Origin of the sequence: Streptomyces malaysiensis subsp. malaysiensis, assembly GCF_040653035.1 — a bacterium.
In the GTDB taxonomy this organism is placed as follows: Bacteria; Actinomycetota; Actinomycetes; order Streptomycetales; family Streptomycetaceae; genus Streptomyces; species Streptomyces malaysiensis.
In genome coordinates this window covers 216,634-231,820 of record NZ_JBEZNG010000008.1, presented here as the reverse complement: position 1 = coordinate 231,820, position 15,187 = coordinate 216,634, and the positions used below count along the sequence as shown (strand labels likewise).

The following is a 15,187-nucleotide window of genomic DNA, read 5'->3' as shown; positions in this document are numbered from 1 at the left end:
GTGGCGGCACCGGGCAGCGACATCGAACACGGCTATCCCCACCTGGACACCGTCCGGGACGCGATCACCGCGCTCTACCGCCGGCTGTCCCGCGACACGGTGGACACCTTCGGGCTCAGCGTGGTCCCCGGCGATGTGGCCTTCTCCGACCAGGACGACCTCTACCTGGGCGTTCAGCGGGTCGCCCGGGTCATGGTGCAGCATCTGCGGCTGCCCGACGCCCGGATGATCGTGAGCTTCCGGGAGATGCGGCACGCGGGAAACGTGGAGCTCGCCGCGGGCCCGGAGTACTTCATCGAGCTCAACTCCCGCTTCAAGACCCACCGTCGGGACATCGGGGCGGCCCTCGCCCACGAGGTCACTCATGTGTATCTGCACCGACTCGACCTGTGGCTCCCCGGCACACGCGACAACGAGATCCTCACCGACACCACCGCCGCCTATCTCGGCACGGGCTGGTTGCTGCTCGACGCCTACCGCCAGGACGCGGTTTCCAGCCAGAAACTGGGCTATCTGACACCGGAGGAGTTCGGGTACGTCCTGGCCAAGCGGGCGCTGCTCTTCAACGAGGACCCCTCCCCCTGGTTCACCTCCCCGCAGGCGTACGAGGCATACGCCAAAGGGCTGGAGCTGGCCCGCCACGACCAGGCCCGGCCGCCGCTCGCCGCGGCCGGCTGGACCGGCCGCCGCCGCTATGCCAAGGACCGCCGCTCGGCCCAGTCCGGCCACCCCTCCCCCGCCACCGGAGGCGACTACGTCTTCGACGGCGGCCCTCCGCTGAGCGTCTCCTTCCCCTGCCCGACGTGCCGTCAGCGCATCCGGGTCCCGGTGCGCGGGCGGTTGCGGGCCCGCTGTGCGCTGTGCCGTACGGTCCTGGAGTGCGACACATGACGCCGGGCCGGGCCGTGGCCGTACGGGGTTGGAGTGCGCTCGACGTCGTACGCTCGCCTGCATGAGCCCCTCCATCGCCACCAACACCCGTGTCTCCCTCGATGAGCTGCTGGAGTTCGTACGCCCGCGCCACCGTGCGCTGCTGATGACCCGCCGGACGGACGGCTCGCCCCAGGCGTCCCCGCTGACCTGCGGAGTCGATGACTCCGGCCGTATCGTCATGTCCACCTACCCCGAGCGCGCCAAGGTGCGCAACGCCAAGCGCGACCCGGCCGTGAGCCTCGTGGTGCTGTCCGACGAATGGAACGGCGCCTGGGTGCAGATCGACGGCGCCGCCGAGGTGATCGACGTCCCGGAGTCCATCGAGCCGCTGGTCGAGTACTACCGCAATATCGCGGGCGAGCACCCGGACTGGGACGAGTACCGCGCGGCCATGCGCAAGCAGGGCAAGTCGCTGATCCGGGTCACCCCCGAGCGCTGGGGCCCGATCGCCACGGGCGGCTTCCCGGCCCGGCTGGTGGAGAGCGAGGGCTGACGGGGCGCCGGATCAGCAGGCGCCGGGGCGGCCGTACAGCACGATCCGCATTCCGGTGACGTCCCTGACGGCGCATCGGTGGAAGTGCTCCGCGAGCACCTCCCGCTTCACCCGCTCCTGAGGGGTGTCGTCCAGCGGCTGACCGGGCGGGTCGTTCACCGTGACGATCCGCCCGGCCGTCAGCATCCGGGCCCGGATCCGCGAGGCGGGCAGTTCGATGCCGTGCAGCGTGCCCGAGGGGATCGCGTGCCGGGCCAGTGCCGGCTCCCGCAGACCCCGGAAGTCCTGCGGGCTGGACATGATCGGCTCCCGGCGCCGGGCGGGCATGAAGAGCACCCCGTCGCCGGGGCGGCTGAGCTCCCGTACGGCGCGCGCCGCGGCGAGCGGGTCGTCGAGCCGGCTCTCCGGAGTCCGCAGGTGGAGGGAGTACGGCAGCAGAGCCGCCCCGGCGACCACCGCCAGTGCCCCGGCGAGCGCCCTCGGGGCGGTGACGGTGTGCGAGAGCGCGTCCAGCCGGGCCCCGATCAGCAGCGCGAGACCGGTATGGGCATAGAGCACGTACCGGTCGACGTAGAGCGGATGGAGATACGACACCGCCAGCAGTGCGGCGGGCGGCAGGATCAGCAGCGCCACCGCGAGATCGCGCAGCGGTACGGCGCCCCGCGCGGGCAGCGGCCCCCGGGCGCAGACCAGGCCCGTCAGGGCGAGCGCGCCGAAGCCGAGCAGTTCGGGCGGGCCCGGCGGGGAGATCCAGCCGACCAGCGCCGCCTGCTGCTGACTGACGATCACCAGCGGGGTCAGCACCACCGCCGCCACGGCCGCCGACTGCCCCCAGGCCCAGCCGGACCGCGCGCCCGCCCGGGCCCGGTACAGCGCGACACCGTGCGCGGCAACGGCCGGCACCGCGAACTCGTGCAGCAGACAGGCCAGCGAGGCGACGACGGCGTATCCGGCCCAGGTGCGTCTGCGGGGCCTGGCCACGGCGCTCAGCAGCAGATGCGTGGCCGCGACGACGGCGGCGCAGACCAGGGCGTACGACCGCCCTTCCTGCTCGTACCGCTGCACCGCCGGGAACAGCGGGAAGACCAGCCCGGCGGCGAGTCCGGCGCGGGGCCCGGCGAGCCGCTGCCCGAGCAGTCCGACCCCGGCGGCCGCGGCGGCCATGGCCAGCACCGAGGGCAGCCGGAGGGCGACCAGCCCGCCGTCCCAGAGGGCGAAGACGCCGTGCATGAACAGGTAGTAGAGGCCGTGCACCACATCGGCGTTGCCGAGCAGGCGCAGGATCTCGCCGACGCTCCGATGGGCGACCTGATACGTCGTCGACTCGTCCCGCCACATGCTGTTCCCCCGGCGGATCCCCCACAGCCCGAGCGCCAGCGCCAGCCCGGCCGGGGCGAGCCAGACCGCGGCCCGCCCGGCGCGCCCCGTGCGTCGTGACGCCGGGGGCTCCGGCGACGCCGGGCGGGTGCGTGGGGCGGCCCCGGCGGTGTCGAGGGCAGGCGAGAGGGACATGGGTGGGGGAACTCCGATCGGAGCTGAAAGGTGGGGGGCCGCGGCGAGGTGAGGGACCGCGGAGGAGTGAACGGACCGGGATGGGCGCGGTCAGGCCCGCCTGCGCCTGATCCACCACAGGCAGACCGCGGCGAGCGCGACGGCCGCGGCCAGGCAGATCCCGGTCTGCATCCACTGCATGGGCCAGTAGTGGCTCGCCGGGTGCAGCTCTTGGTACCACCTGCCGGTGGAGCCGAGCCGGGCGAAGCAGCGGTTCCAGGAGTCCTCGCCGGTGGCGGACGCACAGCGGTCGAAGGGGATCTTCTCGCCGGTCCGGGTCAGATAGCCGTCGCCCATGCCACGCCATGAGTTGAAGTAGACCCGAACAGGGGTGACGGTGAATTGGCCGGAGGCGTCGGGTTCGGAGACGATCGTCCGCGGCGTCATCAGATGGGGGCGCAGGGCGCCCAGCTCGTACTGGACACCGGCGATGGCCCCCAGCGTGACCACCATGGCGGGCACGGTGCGCCGCAGCAGCAGCCCGGCCGTCGCGCCGAGCAGGAAGGACAGCGGGGCGAGGGCGACCGCCGCCGGGCCGGTCGCGTCGAACGGCACGGCGGTGCCCCAGGCGATGTCCTGGAGCTGGGCCCGCGCCGCCCGCCACCACCAGGTGTACAGCGCCGCGAGGACCGCGGTGCCGGCTGTGACGGCGATGAGCGGGAGCGTGAGTTTGGCGATGAGCCAGCGGGTCCGGCCGACGGACTGGGTCCACACCAACCGGTGGGTGCCCGTCTCCAGTTCCCGGGCGAACAGGGGCGCGCCGATGAAGACGCCGATCAGTGCCGGCAGGGCGATGAGCAGCCGTCCGGTGTTGAGCAGCGGTGTGCGGTAGGCGTCGCTGAGGTGGCGGAGCGCCTCGGCCGTCGGGCTGGTTCCGTCGCGGGGATCGATCTCCCTGCCGTGGCAGAGCTCCTTCCAGTTCCATTCCGCGCAGCCCTGGATGTCGTGCGCCCGTATATAGCCCATCATCTCGGCGCGCTGCCAGACGATGTACGCGGCAATCGCCACGACCACGGCCAGGCCCGCCCAGAGGGCGGCCCGGTGCTGCCGCGCCACCAGCCACACCAGCCCGCGTACGCGGGGCCGGGTGCCGGCTGACGCCCGGATCCGTATGCCGATCGCGCTCATGCCTCCACCTCCGTACCGGTCTCCCGGGCGTCGGCCGTGAACAGCGGCGGGGCGTCGGGAGCGCGCAGATAGCCGAGCAGGACGTCCTCCAGGGACGGTTCGGTGACGATCCAGCCGTCTCCGGCCGGGGCGTCCGCCGGGCGGATCAGCGCGGTGAGCTGACGGCCCGTCGTACGGGTCTCGACCACGGTGTGGCGGGCGAGCGCGTCCGGTGTTCCGCCGTCGGCCGCGCGGGGGCCGGTGACGAGACGGTGAGCGGCTTGGACGGCGTCCGCCTCGCCCGCCAGCCGGATCCGGCCGCCGCCCATCAGCAGCAGGTAGTCGCAGACGCCGTCGAGTTCGGCGAGCACATGGGTGGAGATGACCACGCCGGTGCCGCGCTCGGCGGCCTCGGCCATCAGCACACCCATCATCCGGTGGCGGCGCAGCGGGTCCTGGTCGGACATCGGCTCGTCCAGGAGGAGCAGATCGGCACGTTTACCGAGGGCCATGGCGAGGGCCACACAGGTGCGCTGGCCGCCGGAGAGCGAGCCGACGCGGGCGGACAGCGGCACCTCGCCCTCCGCCACCACCCGTTCCGCGGCCTTCTGGTCCCAGCGGGGGTTGAGCTCCCGGCCCAGGCGCAGGGTGTCGGCGACGGAGAAGCGCGGGTAGAGCGGCTTGTCCTGGGCGACGAAGGCGATGCGCGCACGGGCCCCGGGGGCGTCGGAGGACCGGCCGAAGACCCGGAGGGTGCCGGTGGTCGGGGTCAGCAGACCGGCGGCGAGGGAGAGCAGGGTGCTCTTGCCGGAGCCGTTGGGGCCCACCAGGGCGCAGATCCGCCCGGCGGGCAGCCGGAAGGCGACATCTCTCAGGGCCCAGCCGCGTCGGTACTTCTTGCCCAGCCCGGACGCCTCCAGCGCGCCGGACGCGTCGATCTCGTCGGTCACCCGTTCTCCTCGTGTCCACGCTCGCCAGGGGCGGCGGTCTTGCCGAAGCGCTCTTCGAGGACCGAGGCCACCAGCGCCGTCACGTCCTCGCGGTCGAGCCCGGCGGCGCGGGCCCGGTCGGTCCAGTCGGCGAGCTCCGCGCGCAGCGGTGAGTCCGCGGCGGCGCCGGGCCGTGCCAGCGACCGGCGGACGAAGGTGCCGAGGCCCGGCCGGGGCTCGACCAGCCCTTCGCGCTCCAGCTCGCGGTATGCCTTCAGGACGGTGTTGGGGTTGATGGCGGTGGCCGCGACGACCTCCTTGGCCGTGGGCAGCCGGTCCCCGGGCTCCAGCAGTCCGAGGCGGAGCGCCTGCTTGGTCTGCTGGACGATCTGTAGATAGGTGGCGACGCCACTGCGCCGGTCGATGCGGTACTCGACCATCCGCCTCACCACCCTTTCACTAATCAGTTAGTGGAATGATGGTGGAACGCACCTGAGGGAATGTCAACCCGAGGCTGTGACGACCGGCCCGAGGAACGTCGGCCGGCCCGAGGGACGGCCGAAACGCCACGCGGCGCCTTCCCCCGGTCGGGAGGGGGAAGGCGCCGCGCGGCCGGTCCGTACGCCGTTGTACGGGCGGAGATCCGGGAAACCCGGAAGGCAGGGAGAAGGGGCTGGAGGTCAGACCACGAGGGCCCGGTCGGTGGGGCGGATCGGGGCGGGCAGCTCGCTGGCCCCGGCCAGATAGCGGTCCACGCCGCGCGCCGCGGAGCGGCCCTCGGCGATGGCCCAGACGATCAGCGACTGGCCGCGGCCCGCGTCACCGGCCACGAAGACACCCGGCACATTGGTGGCGAAGTCGGCATCGCGCGCGATGTTGCCGCGCTGGTCCAGCTCCAGGCCGAACTGCTCGACCAGGCCGTTCTTCTGGTCGGTGCCGGTGAAGCCCATGGCGAGGGTGACCAGCTGGGCCGGGATCTTGCGCTCGGTGCCCGGCTTCTGCTCCAGCTTGCCGTCCTTGAACTCCACCTCGATCAGGTGCAGCCACTGGACATTGCCGTCCTCATCGCCCTCGAAGTGGCTGGTGGAGACGGAGTAGAGCCGCTCACCGCCCTCCTCGTGCGCCGAGGTGACCTTGTAGAGCATGGGGAAGGTCGGCCAGGGCTGGTTGGCGTTCCGCTCATCGCCCGGCCTCGGCATGATCTCCAGCTGGGTGACGGAGGCGGCGCCCTGCCGGTGGGCGGTGCCGACGCAGTCCGCGCCGGTGTCGCCGCCGCCGATGACCACGACATGCTTGCCCTCGGCGGTGATGGGGGCGGTGGTGAGGTCGCCCTCCTGCACCTTGTTGGCCAGCGGCAGGTACTCCATCGCGAAGTGGATGCCGTTCAGCTCGCGGCCCGGGACCGGCAGATCGCGCGAGGTGGTGGCGCCGGCCGCGATGACCACGGCGTCGTACCGCTTGCGCAGCTTGGCGGCGTCGATGTCGCGGCCGATCTCCGTCTCGGTGCGGAACTTGGTGCCCTCCGCGCGCATCTGCTCGATACGGCGGTTGATGTGCCGCTTCTCCATCTTGAACTCGGGGATGCCGTAGCGCAGCAGCCCGCCGATGCGGTCGGCCCGCTCATAGACGGCGACCGTGTGACCGGCCCGGGTCAGCTGCTGGGCGGCGGCCAGACCCGCCGGTCCCGAGCCGATCACGGCGACGGTCTTGCCGCTGAGCCGCTCGGGCGGCTGCGGGGTGACATCGCCCGCGTCCCACGCCTTGTCGATGATGGTGACCTCGACGTTCTTGATGGTCACCGGCGGCTGGTTGATGCCGAGCACACAGGCCGACTCGCACGGGGCGGGGCACAGCCGCCCGGTGAACTCCGGGAAGTTGTTGGTCGCGTGCAGCCGCTCGCTGGCCTCGCGCCAGTCCTCCCGGTAGGCGTAGTCGTTCCACTCGGGGATGAGGTTCCCCAGCGGACAGCCGTTGTGGCAGAACGGAATGCCGCAGTCCATGCACCGGCCGGCCTGCTTGCTGATGATCGGCAGCAGCGAGCCCGGGACGTAGACCTCGTTCCAGTCCTTGACGCGTGTCTCCACCGGGCGGGTCTCGGCCACCTCACGGCCGGTGGTCAGGAAGCCCTTGGGGTCAGCCATTGATCGCCGCCTCCATCATCTTCTCGTGGGTCTCGGACTCGGAGAGCCCGGCACGCTCGGCGGCGTCCTTGGCGGCGAGCACGGCCTGGTACGTAGCGGGGATGATCTTGCTGAAGCGGGTACGGGCGGTCTCCCAGTCGTCGAGCAGCGCACCCGCGACGGTGGATCCGGTCTCCTCGTGGTGGCGGCGCACCGCGTCGTGCAGCCACCGCTGGTCGGTGTCGTCCAGCGCACCGACCGCGTCCCGCAGATCGACATTGACATTGTCCGGATCGAGGTCGATCACATAGGCGATTCCGCCGGACATACCGGCCGCGAAGTTCCGCCCGGTGGGGCCGAGGACGACCGCGTGACCGCCGGTCATGTACTCGCAGCCGTGGTCGCCCACGCCCTCGGAGATGACCGTGGCGCCGGAGTTGCGGACGCAGAACCGCTCGCCGACCCGGCCGCGCAGGAACATCTCACCGCCGGTCGCGCCGTACGCGAGGGTGTTGCCCGCGATGGTGGAGTACTCGGCGAGGTGGTCCGCGCCCCGGTCCGGGCGGACGATGAGCCGGCCGCCGGAGAGGCCCTTGCCCACGTAGTCGTTGGCGTCGCCCTCGAGCCGCAGCGTGACCCCGCTGGGCAAGAACGCACCGAAGGACTGGCCGGCCGAGCCGGTGAAGGTGATGTCGATGGTGTCGTCGGGCAGGCCCGCGCCGCCGAACTTACGGGTCACCTCATGGCCGAGCATGGTGCCCACGGTCCGGTTGATGTTGCGGATCGCGATCTGGGCGCGGACCGGCTGGGCGGCCTCGGCGCTCTCGGCGTTCAGCGCGTCGGCCGCCAGCTTGATCAGCTGGTTGTCGAGCGCCTTGGCCAGGCCGTGGTCCTGCTCGACCGCCTGGTGGCGGACGGCGCCCTTGGGCAGCTCGGGCACGTACAGCAGCGGGGCCAGGTCCAGGCCCTGGGCCTTCCAGTGCTGTACGGCGCGGGCGGTGTCCAGCAGCTCGGCGTGGCCGATGGCCTCGTCCAGGGAGCGGAAGCCCAGCTCGGCGAGGAGCTCGCGGACCTCCTCGGCGATGAACTCGAAGAAGTTCACCACGAACTCGGCCTTGCCGCTGTAGCGCTCGCGCAGCACCGGGTTCTGGGTGGCGATGCCGACCGGGCAGGTGTCCAGATGGCAGACGCGCATCATCACACAGCCGGAGACCACCAGCGGCGCGGTGGCGAAGCCGAACTCCTCGGCGCCGAGCAGCGCGGCGATCACCACATCGCGGCCGGTCTTCAGCTGGCCGTCGGTCTGCACCACGATGCGGTCGCGCAAGCCGTTGAGCAGCAGCGTCTGCTGGGTCTCGGCGAGGCCGAGCTCCCAGGGGCCGCCCGCGTGCTTGAGCGAGGTGAGCGGCGAGGCGCCGGTGCCGCCGTCGTGGCCGGAGATCAGCACCACATCGGCGTGGGCCTTGGAGACGCCCGCGGCCACCGTGCCGACGCCGACCTCGGAGACCAGCTTGACGTGGATACGCGCCTGGGGGTTGGCGTTCTTCAGGTCGTGGATCAGCTGGGCGAGATCCTCGATCGAGTAGATGTCGTGGTGCGGCGGCGGGGAGATCAGACCGACGCCCGGGGTGGAGTGCCGGGTCCTGGCCACCCAGGGGTAGACCTTGTGGCCGGGCAGCTGACCGCCCTCGCCGGGCTTGGCGCCCTGCGCCATCTTGATCTGGATGTCATCGGAGTTGACCAGGTATTCGCTGGTCACCCCGAAGCGGCCGGAGGCCACCTGCTTGATCGACGAGCGCCGGGCCGGGTCGTGCAGCCGGTCGGAGTCCTCGCCGCCCTCACCGGTGTTGGACTTGGCCCCCAGCCGGTTCATGGCGATGGCGAGGGTCTCGTGCGCCTCCTGGGAGATGGAGCCGTAACTCATGGCGCCGGTGGAGAACCGCTTGACGATCTCGCTCGTGGGCTCGACCTCGTCGATCGGGATCGAGGGCCGCTCCCCCTTGAAGGAGAACAGGCCGCGCAGCGTCATCAGCCGCTCGGACTGCTCGTTCACCCGATCGGTGTACTTCTTGAAGATGTCGTAGCGGCGCGACCGGGTGGAGTGCTGGAGCCGGAAGATCGTCTCGGGGTCGAAGAGGTGCGGCTCGCCCTCGCGGCGCCACTGGTACTCGCCGCCGATCTCCAGCGTGCGGTGGGCGGAGGGGACGCCGGAGGCGGGGTACGCCTTGGCGTGGCGGGCGGCGACCTCCTTGGCGATGACGTCCAGGCCCGCGCCGCCGATCTTGGTGGCGGTGCCGTGGAAGTACCTGTCCACGAAGGACTCGTCCAGGCCGACGGCCTCGAAGACCTGCGCACCCCGGTAGGAGGCCACGGTCGAGATGCCCATCTTGGACATGACCTTCAGGACGCCCTTGCCGAGCGCCTTGATCAGGTTCTTGATCGCGGTCTCGGCCTCGACACCGGGCAGGAACGTCCCCGCCCGGACCAGGTCCTCGACCGACTCCATGGCCAGATACGGGTTGACGGCCGCGGCGCCGAAGCCGATCAGCAGCGCGACATGGTGCACCTCGCGGACATCGCCCGCCTCGACCAGCAGCCCCACCTGGCTGCGCTGCTTGGTGCCGATGAGGTGGTGGTGGACCGTCGAGGTGAGCAGCAGCGAGGGGATCGGGGCGTGCTCGGCGTCCGAATGCCGGTCGGAGAGCACGATCAGCCGGGCGCCGTCCTCGATGGCCCGGTCGGCCTCCGCGCAGATCTCGTCCAGCCGGGCGGCGAGCGCCTGACCGCCGCCACCGACCCGGTACAGACCCGAGAGGTTCGCGGCCTTGAGGCCGGGCATGTCCCCGTCGGCGTTGATGTGGATGAGCTTGGCCAGCTCATCGTTGTCGATCACCGGGAAGGGCAGGGTGACGCTGCGGCAGGAGGCCGAGGTCGGCTCCAGCAGATTGCCCTGCGGGCCCAGCGAGGAGATCAGCGAGGTGACCAGCTCCTCGCGGATCGCGTCCAGCGGCGGGTTGGTGACCTGCGCGAACAGCTGGGTGAAGTAGTCGAACAGCAGCCGCGGCCGCTCGGAGAGGGCGGCGATCGGCGAGTCGGTGCCCATCGAGCCGATCGGCTCGGCGCCCGCCTTGGCCATCGGCGCGAGCAGGACCCGCAGCTCCTCCTCGGTGTAGCCGAAGGTCTGCTGACGGCGGGTGACCGAGGCGTGGGTGTGCACGATGTGCTCACGCTCGGGGAGGTCGGCCAGGCCGATCAGACCGGCCTCGAGCCATTCGCCGTACGGCTCCTCGGCGGCCAGCTCGGCCTTGATCTCGTCGTCCTCGATGATGCGGTGCTCGGCGGTGTCGACCAGGAACATCCGGCCCGGCTGGAGCCGGCCCTTGCGGACCACCCTGGCCGGGTCGATGTCCAGGACGCCGACCTCGGAGGAGAGCACCACCAGACCGTCGTCGGTGACCCAGTAGCGCCCGGGCCGCAGGCCGTTGCGGTCCAGCACGGCGCCGACCTGGGTGCCGTCGGTGAAGGTGACACAGGCCGGGCCGTCCCAGGGCTCCATCATCGTGGAGTGGTACTGGTAGAAGGCGCGCCGGGCCGGGTCCATGGAGGGGTGGTTCTCCCACGCCTCGGGGACCATCATCAGCACCGAGTGCGGCAGCGAGCGGCCGCCGAGGTGGAGCAGCTCCAGAACCTCGTCGAAGGTCGCCGAGTCGGAGGCGTCCGGGGTGCAGACGGGGAAGATCCGCTCCAGGCCCTTCTCCCCGAACAGATCGCTGACCAGCTGGGACTCCCGGGCGCGCATCCAGTTGCGGTTGCCCTGGACGGTGTTGATCTCACCGTTGTGGGCGACGAAGCGGTACGGGTGGGCCAGCGGCCAGCTCGGGAAGGTGTTGGTGGAGAACCGGGAGTGGACCAGCGCGACGGCCGTGGCGAAGCGGCGGTCGGAGAGGTCGGGGAAGAACGGCTCCAGCTGACCGGTGGTCAGCATGCCCTTGTAGACCAGGGTGCGGGCGGACAGCGAGGGGAAGTAGACCCCCGCCTCGCGCTCGGCGCGCTTGCGCAGCACGAACGCCTTGCGGTCCAGGGCCACACCGGTGCTGGTGCCGTCGGCGACGAAGAGCTGGCGGAAGACGGGCATGGTGGACCGGGCGCCATTGCCCAGCAGCTCGGGGGCGACGGGCACCTCGCGCCAGCCGAGGACGGTCAGGCCCTCCTCGGCGGCGAGCCGCTCGATGTGCTCCGCCGCGGCGGCGCCCTCGGTCCCGCCCTCGGGGAGGAACGCGATGCCCACCGCGTAGGCACCGGCTTCGGGCAGCTCGAAGCCGGTCACACCGGCCCGCAGGAAGGCGTCCGGAACCTGGACGAGGATGCCCGCGCCATCGCCGGAGTCGGGCTCCGAACCGGTGGCTCCGCGGTGCTCGAGGTTCCTCAGCACGGTGAGAGCCTGCTCCACGAGCTCATGGCTGGCCTCGCCGGTGAGGGTCGCCACGAAGCCGACGCCACAGGCGTCGTGCTCATTGCGCGGGTCGTACATCCCCAGTCGGGCGGGGTGGGATGCGGAACGCATCGGCTCTCCCGTCGTCGTCATGGCATCTTGCGTGTGCCGAGGGACGACGTTGGCCCTCCGCGAAATTTCGTGCAGGTTACATGATGGGCGGAATCTCGGGAAGCGGAAGTTCCATTCCACCATGCGGACACCCCAGGGCGGGGTGGGGTGACATCACGCCCCTGGGGGTGGGCTGACATCAGGCAGTACGGGCAATTGTTCACTGGGCGACCGACATCGCCATGGCGCTGACCGGGCGACACTGCCCAAGCGCTTCGGGCTTATGCCCGCCTGTAAAAGGATCGAAACCGAGGGGTAACGGCGTGATTATGCGGCTCGCCGTATGTGTGTCATCCTACGGCCGTTCCGAACAAAGCGCCCAGGGCATAGGTCACACCCGCCGCCGCACCGCCCAGCACCAGCTGCCGCAGCCCGCTGTACCACCAGCTGCGGGCGGTCACCCGCGCCACCGCCGCACCGGCCCCGAACAGCCCTATCAGCGCCAGCAGCACGGCCGGCCAGAGCACCGTGGCACCCAGCAGATACGGCAGCACCGGCAGCAGCGCGCCCAGTGCGAAGGAGCCGAACGAGGACACCGCCGCCACCAGCGGCGACGGCAGATCGTCCGGGTCCACGCCCAGCTCCTCGCGGGCGTGGATCTCCAGCGCCTGCTCGGGGTCGCGCGAGAGCTGCTCGGCCACCTCACGGGCCAGGGCCGGCTCCACCCCGCGCGACTCGTAGAGTGCCGCCAGCTCCTCCAGCTCGTCCACGGGGTGCTTGCGCAGCTCACGCCGCTCCACCTCCAGTTCGGCCTGGACCAGATCGCGCTGGGAGGCGACGGAGGTGTACTCACCGGCGGCCATGGAGAAGGCACCGGCCGCGAGGCCCGCCAGACCGGTGATCACGATGGTCTGCCGGTCCACGGCGCCGCCGGCCACACCGGTCATCAGCGCGAGATTGGAGACCAGTCCGTCCATGGCACCGAAGACGGCGGGCCGCAGCCAGCCGCCGTTCACATCACGGTGGGTGTGGTTGTCGCGGTGGGCGATGTGCGGGGACTCGGCGGTGTCGATGACGGACATATGAAGATGTGCTCCCTTCGAGAAGGGTGTGGCGATGCGGCCCTCACCCCAACGGTTCGAAGGTACGCACGAATTCCCCTGCTCCGCCAGCAAGGAAGGCCGAACTTACCTCGCTGACCTGCGGAAACGCGAAGAGGCCGCCGAACCCCGAGGGGTTCGGCGGCCCAGTGGACGCGCCAGGGCGCGCGTCAGGGCGCGCGTCAGGGTTTCTTGGCGGACTCCGCCTCGGCGGCCACCGCGGCATCGTCCGCGCCACCGCTCCCGGCCTTGCTCTCGGCCGCGGTGCCGTGGCCCGCCTCGGTGGCCGTGGCCGGTGCGGCGCCGCTTCCGGCCGCGCCGTCCTCGACCGCGGCGGGCTCCACGATCTCCTCGCGGCCGGGGGTCCTCTTCGCGGAGATCACCAGATAGGCCACCGCGGCCAGGAAGACCACGACGGACGTCCAGTTGTTGAGCCGCAGCCCCAGCACATGGTGGGCGTCGTCCACCCGGAGGTACTCGATCCAGAAGCGGCCCACGGTGTAAGCCGCGACGTAGAGGGCAAACGCCCGGCCATGCCCCAGCTTGAAGCGGCGGTCCGCCCAGATCACCAGGAGCGCCACGCCGACGCACCACAGCGACTCGTACAGGAAGGTCGGGTGGTACGTGCCGGCCACCCGGCCCGCGTCGGCGTCGCCGTCGATCTTCAGCGCCCAGGGCAGTGTGGTCGCCTTGCCGTACAGCTCCTGGTTGAACCAGTTGCCCCAGCGCCCGATCGCCTGGGCGAAGGCGATCCCGGGCGCGATGGCGTCCGCGTACGCCGGGAGCGGGATCCCACGGCGGCGGCAGCCGATCCAGGCGCCGAGCGCACCCAGCGCGATGGCTCCCCAGATCCCGAGGCCGCCCTGCCAGATCTTGAAGGCGTCCACCCAGTCACGGCCGTCGGTGAAGTACAGCTCGTAATCGGTGATGACGTGGTAGAGGCGGCCGCCGACCAGGCCGAACGGCACCGCCCAGACGGCGATGTCGGCGACGGTGCCGACCTGGCCGCCCCGGGCGACCCAGCGCCGTCCGCCGTACCAGACCGCGACGAAGACGCCGATGATGATGCAGAACGCATAGCCGCGCAGCGGGACCGGACCGAGATGGATCACGCCGGACGACGGGCTGGGAATATAAGCGAGGAGGTCCATGACAGGACCGACGCTACCGTGCCGGGCGGGAGATACGGCAACCCACCCGGCAACGGCTGCGTAACAAGGATCAGTCCCGGGCCGCCGCGAGGACCATGCGCTTGAGCTTGTTGGGGCTCAGCGGCTTCTTGGGATCGCCGTACACGGACTTCCCGTCGAGCAGCACGGTCGGCGTGGAGGCATAGCCGGAGTGGGCGAAGACATCGTTGGACTTGCGCACCCAGGTGTCGTGCCGGCCGTCCTCGACGCATGTGCGGAAGGCGGGCGTGACCAGCCCAGGGACCTGGTCCGCGAGCTTGATCAGCCTGCTGTTGTTCGCGTAGGTGTCCCGGGTCTCCTGGGGCTGATGGCGGTAGAGCACATCGTGGTACGCCCGGAACATCGCGGGGTCCTTGTCCTGGGCGCAGGCCGCCGCGTTGGCGGCGCGGAGCGAACCGGTGCCGCCGAGGTTTCGGTCGATGATCGTCACCAGGTGGTACTCGACCTTCATCCGGCCCTCGTCCTGGAGCTGGTGGACGGTCTTGCGGAAGACGTCCTCGAACTGCTTGCAGCCGGGGCAGCGGAAGTCCTCGTAGACCGTCAGGGTCACCGGGGCGGCCTTCGCGGCCTTCGCGGCCTTCCCCGCCTTGCCCTCCTGCTCCGCCTTCCCGTCCTTCCCGTGCTGCCCCGAGGGGATCACCAGACGTCCCTTGCCGACCGCTCCGCGCGGCGGCACCAGGGCGCTGCCCGACTTCCCCGAGTCGTCCTCGGTCCTGGACGCGACCATGCCCACCCCGACGGCCCCGGCGAGGACGGCCACCGCCGCCCCCACGACGCCCAGCGTCCGCTTGCGCTTCGCGCGCGCCCGGTCCCGTTCGCGCTGTTCCCGCAGGCGCTCTCGGGCGCCGCGCTTTCCCTCACGGTTTCTCTGACTCACGACCTCGCCTAACGAGGCGGAGGAGCACCGCTGAGCTCCTCCGCCCCGTTGTTCCCTCTAACGAGCGACCCTCCAACGGGTGGCCGGCGGACCACGCGGCGGAGCCGCATATCGATACTCCCCCCTCCCCGCCCCTTCCCGCAGCACCGATATGCGGCTCCGCCGCGCGGCAGGGACTCCGCCCCCGGCCCCCGGGGCGAAGCCCCACCACCCAGCCCCTCCAGCGCGAGGAGCGGGGTCCGAGGCGAAGCCCCGCCACCCAACCCCTCCGGCGCGAAGAGCGGGGTCCGGGGCCAAGCCCCGCCACCCAACCCCTCCGGCGCGAAGAGCGGGGTCCGGGGCCC

Annotated in this window: 11 protein-coding genes; 2 read left to right on the top strand and 9 right to left on the bottom strand. The window is 71.4% G+C overall.

Annotation, left to right across the window (positions count from 1 at the left end; genetic code table 11):
* Both AB0E24_RS18835 and AB0E24_RS18830 read left to right on the top strand, forming a co-directional pair.
* On the top strand, positions 1-891 hold the full coding sequence (locus AB0E24_RS18835; protein ID WP_079257246.1) for a hypothetical protein: 891 nt from the start codon (positions 1-3) through the stop codon (positions 889-891).
* Between the two features lie 61 nt (positions 892-952).
* On the top strand, positions 953-1,426 hold the full coding sequence (locus AB0E24_RS18830; protein ID WP_069870063.1) for a PPOX class F420-dependent oxidoreductase: 474 nt from the start codon (positions 953-955) through the stop codon (positions 1,424-1,426).
* Between the two features lie 12 nt (positions 1,427-1,438).
* Here the strand turns inward: AB0E24_RS18830 and AB0E24_RS18825 are convergent, their stop codons facing one another.
* The 9 genes from AB0E24_RS18825 to AB0E24_RS18785 form a co-directional block, all read right to left on the bottom strand.
* Positions 1,439-2,938 carry a glycosyltransferase family 39 protein gene (locus AB0E24_RS18825; RefSeq protein ID WP_359378294.1) on the bottom strand — a complete coding sequence of 500 codons (1,500 nt, stop codon included), beginning with the start codon at positions 2,936-2,938 and terminating at the stop codon, positions 1,439-1,441.
* Positions 2,939-3,028: 90 nt separating this feature from the next.
* Positions 3,029-4,105 (bottom strand): ABC-2 membrane transporter-related protein, encoded by a 1,077-nt coding sequence (locus tag AB0E24_RS18820; RefSeq protein ID WP_359378292.1) that lies wholly within the window; start codon positions 4,103-4,105, stop codon positions 3,029-3,031.
* Positions 4,102-5,034, bottom strand: coding sequence for an ABC transporter ATP-binding protein (locus AB0E24_RS18815; protein ID WP_351374397.1), 933 nt, complete (start codon positions 5,032-5,034; stop codon positions 4,102-4,104). Before AB0E24_RS18815 ends, AB0E24_RS18820 begins: the two co-directional genes overlap by 4 nt.
* Positions 5,031-5,453 carry a GntR family transcriptional regulator gene (locus tag AB0E24_RS18810; protein WP_069870071.1) on the bottom strand — a complete coding sequence of 141 codons (423 nt, stop codon included), beginning with the start codon at positions 5,451-5,453 and terminating at the stop codon, positions 5,031-5,033. Before AB0E24_RS18810 ends, AB0E24_RS18815 begins: the two co-directional genes overlap by 4 nt.
* Positions 5,454-5,693: 240 nt before the next feature.
* Positions 5,694-7,154 (bottom strand): glutamate synthase subunit beta, encoded by a 1,461-nt coding sequence (locus tag AB0E24_RS18805; protein ID WP_147968060.1) that lies wholly within the window; start codon positions 7,152-7,154, stop codon positions 5,694-5,696.
* Entirely contained in the window at positions 7,147-11,697 is a 4,551-nt protein-coding gene (gene gltB / locus AB0E24_RS18800) for a glutamate synthase large subunit (protein ID WP_359378288.1), read from the bottom strand. The genes AB0E24_RS18805 and gltB overlap by 8 nt, the downstream gene beginning before the upstream one ends.
* A gap of 329 nt (positions 11,698-12,026) precedes the next feature.
* On the bottom strand, positions 12,027-12,758 hold the full coding sequence (locus AB0E24_RS18795) for a VIT1/CCC1 transporter family protein (RefSeq protein WP_069870077.1): 732 nt from the start codon (positions 12,756-12,758) through the stop codon (positions 12,027-12,029).
* A 200-nt stretch (positions 12,759-12,958) separates the two neighbouring features.
* Positions 12,959-13,927 carry a prolipoprotein diacylglyceryl transferase gene (gene lgt, locus AB0E24_RS18790; RefSeq protein WP_079257253.1) on the bottom strand — a complete coding sequence of 323 codons (969 nt, stop codon included), beginning with the start codon at positions 13,925-13,927 and terminating at the stop codon, positions 12,959-12,961.
* 70 nt (positions 13,928-13,997) lie between these two features.
* Positions 13,998-14,843 carry a DsbA family protein gene (locus AB0E24_RS18785; protein WP_359378284.1) on the bottom strand — a complete coding sequence of 282 codons (846 nt, stop codon included), beginning with the start codon at positions 14,841-14,843 and terminating at the stop codon, positions 13,998-14,000.
* Between the last annotated feature and the right edge of the window lie 344 nt (positions 14,844-15,187).

What these genes read in the sequence shown, in the direction of transcription:
- AB0E24_RS18830 (WP_069870063.1), top strand. Translation starts at nt 953, where the DNA reads ATGAGCCCCTCCATCGCCACCAACACCCGTGTCTCCCTCGATGAGCTG.
- AB0E24_RS18825 (WP_359378294.1), bottom strand. Translation starts at nt 2,938, where the DNA reads ATGTCCCTCTCGCCTGCCCTCGACACCGCCGGGGCCGCCCCACGCACC.
- AB0E24_RS18820 (WP_359378292.1), bottom strand. Translation starts at nt 4,105, where the DNA reads ATGAGCGCGATCGGCATACGGATCCGGGCGTCAGCCGGCACCCGGCCC.
- AB0E24_RS18810 (WP_069870071.1), bottom strand. Translation starts at nt 5,453, where the DNA reads ATGGTCGAGTACCGCATCGACCGGCGCAGTGGCGTCGCCACCTATCTA.
- AB0E24_RS18805 (WP_147968060.1), bottom strand. Translation starts at nt 7,154, where the DNA reads ATGGCTGACCCCAAGGGCTTCCTGACCACCGGCCGTGAGGTGGCCGAG.
- gltB (WP_359378288.1), bottom strand. Translation starts at nt 11,697, where the DNA reads ATGCGTTCCGCATCCCACCCCGCCCGACTGGGGATGTACGACCCGCGC.
- AB0E24_RS18795 (WP_069870077.1), bottom strand. Translation starts at nt 12,758, where the DNA reads ATGTCCGTCATCGACACCGCCGAGTCCCCGCACATCGCCCACCGCGAC.
- lgt (WP_079257253.1), bottom strand. Translation starts at nt 13,927, where the DNA reads ATGGACCTCCTCGCTTATATTCCCAGCCCGTCGTCCGGCGTGATCCAT.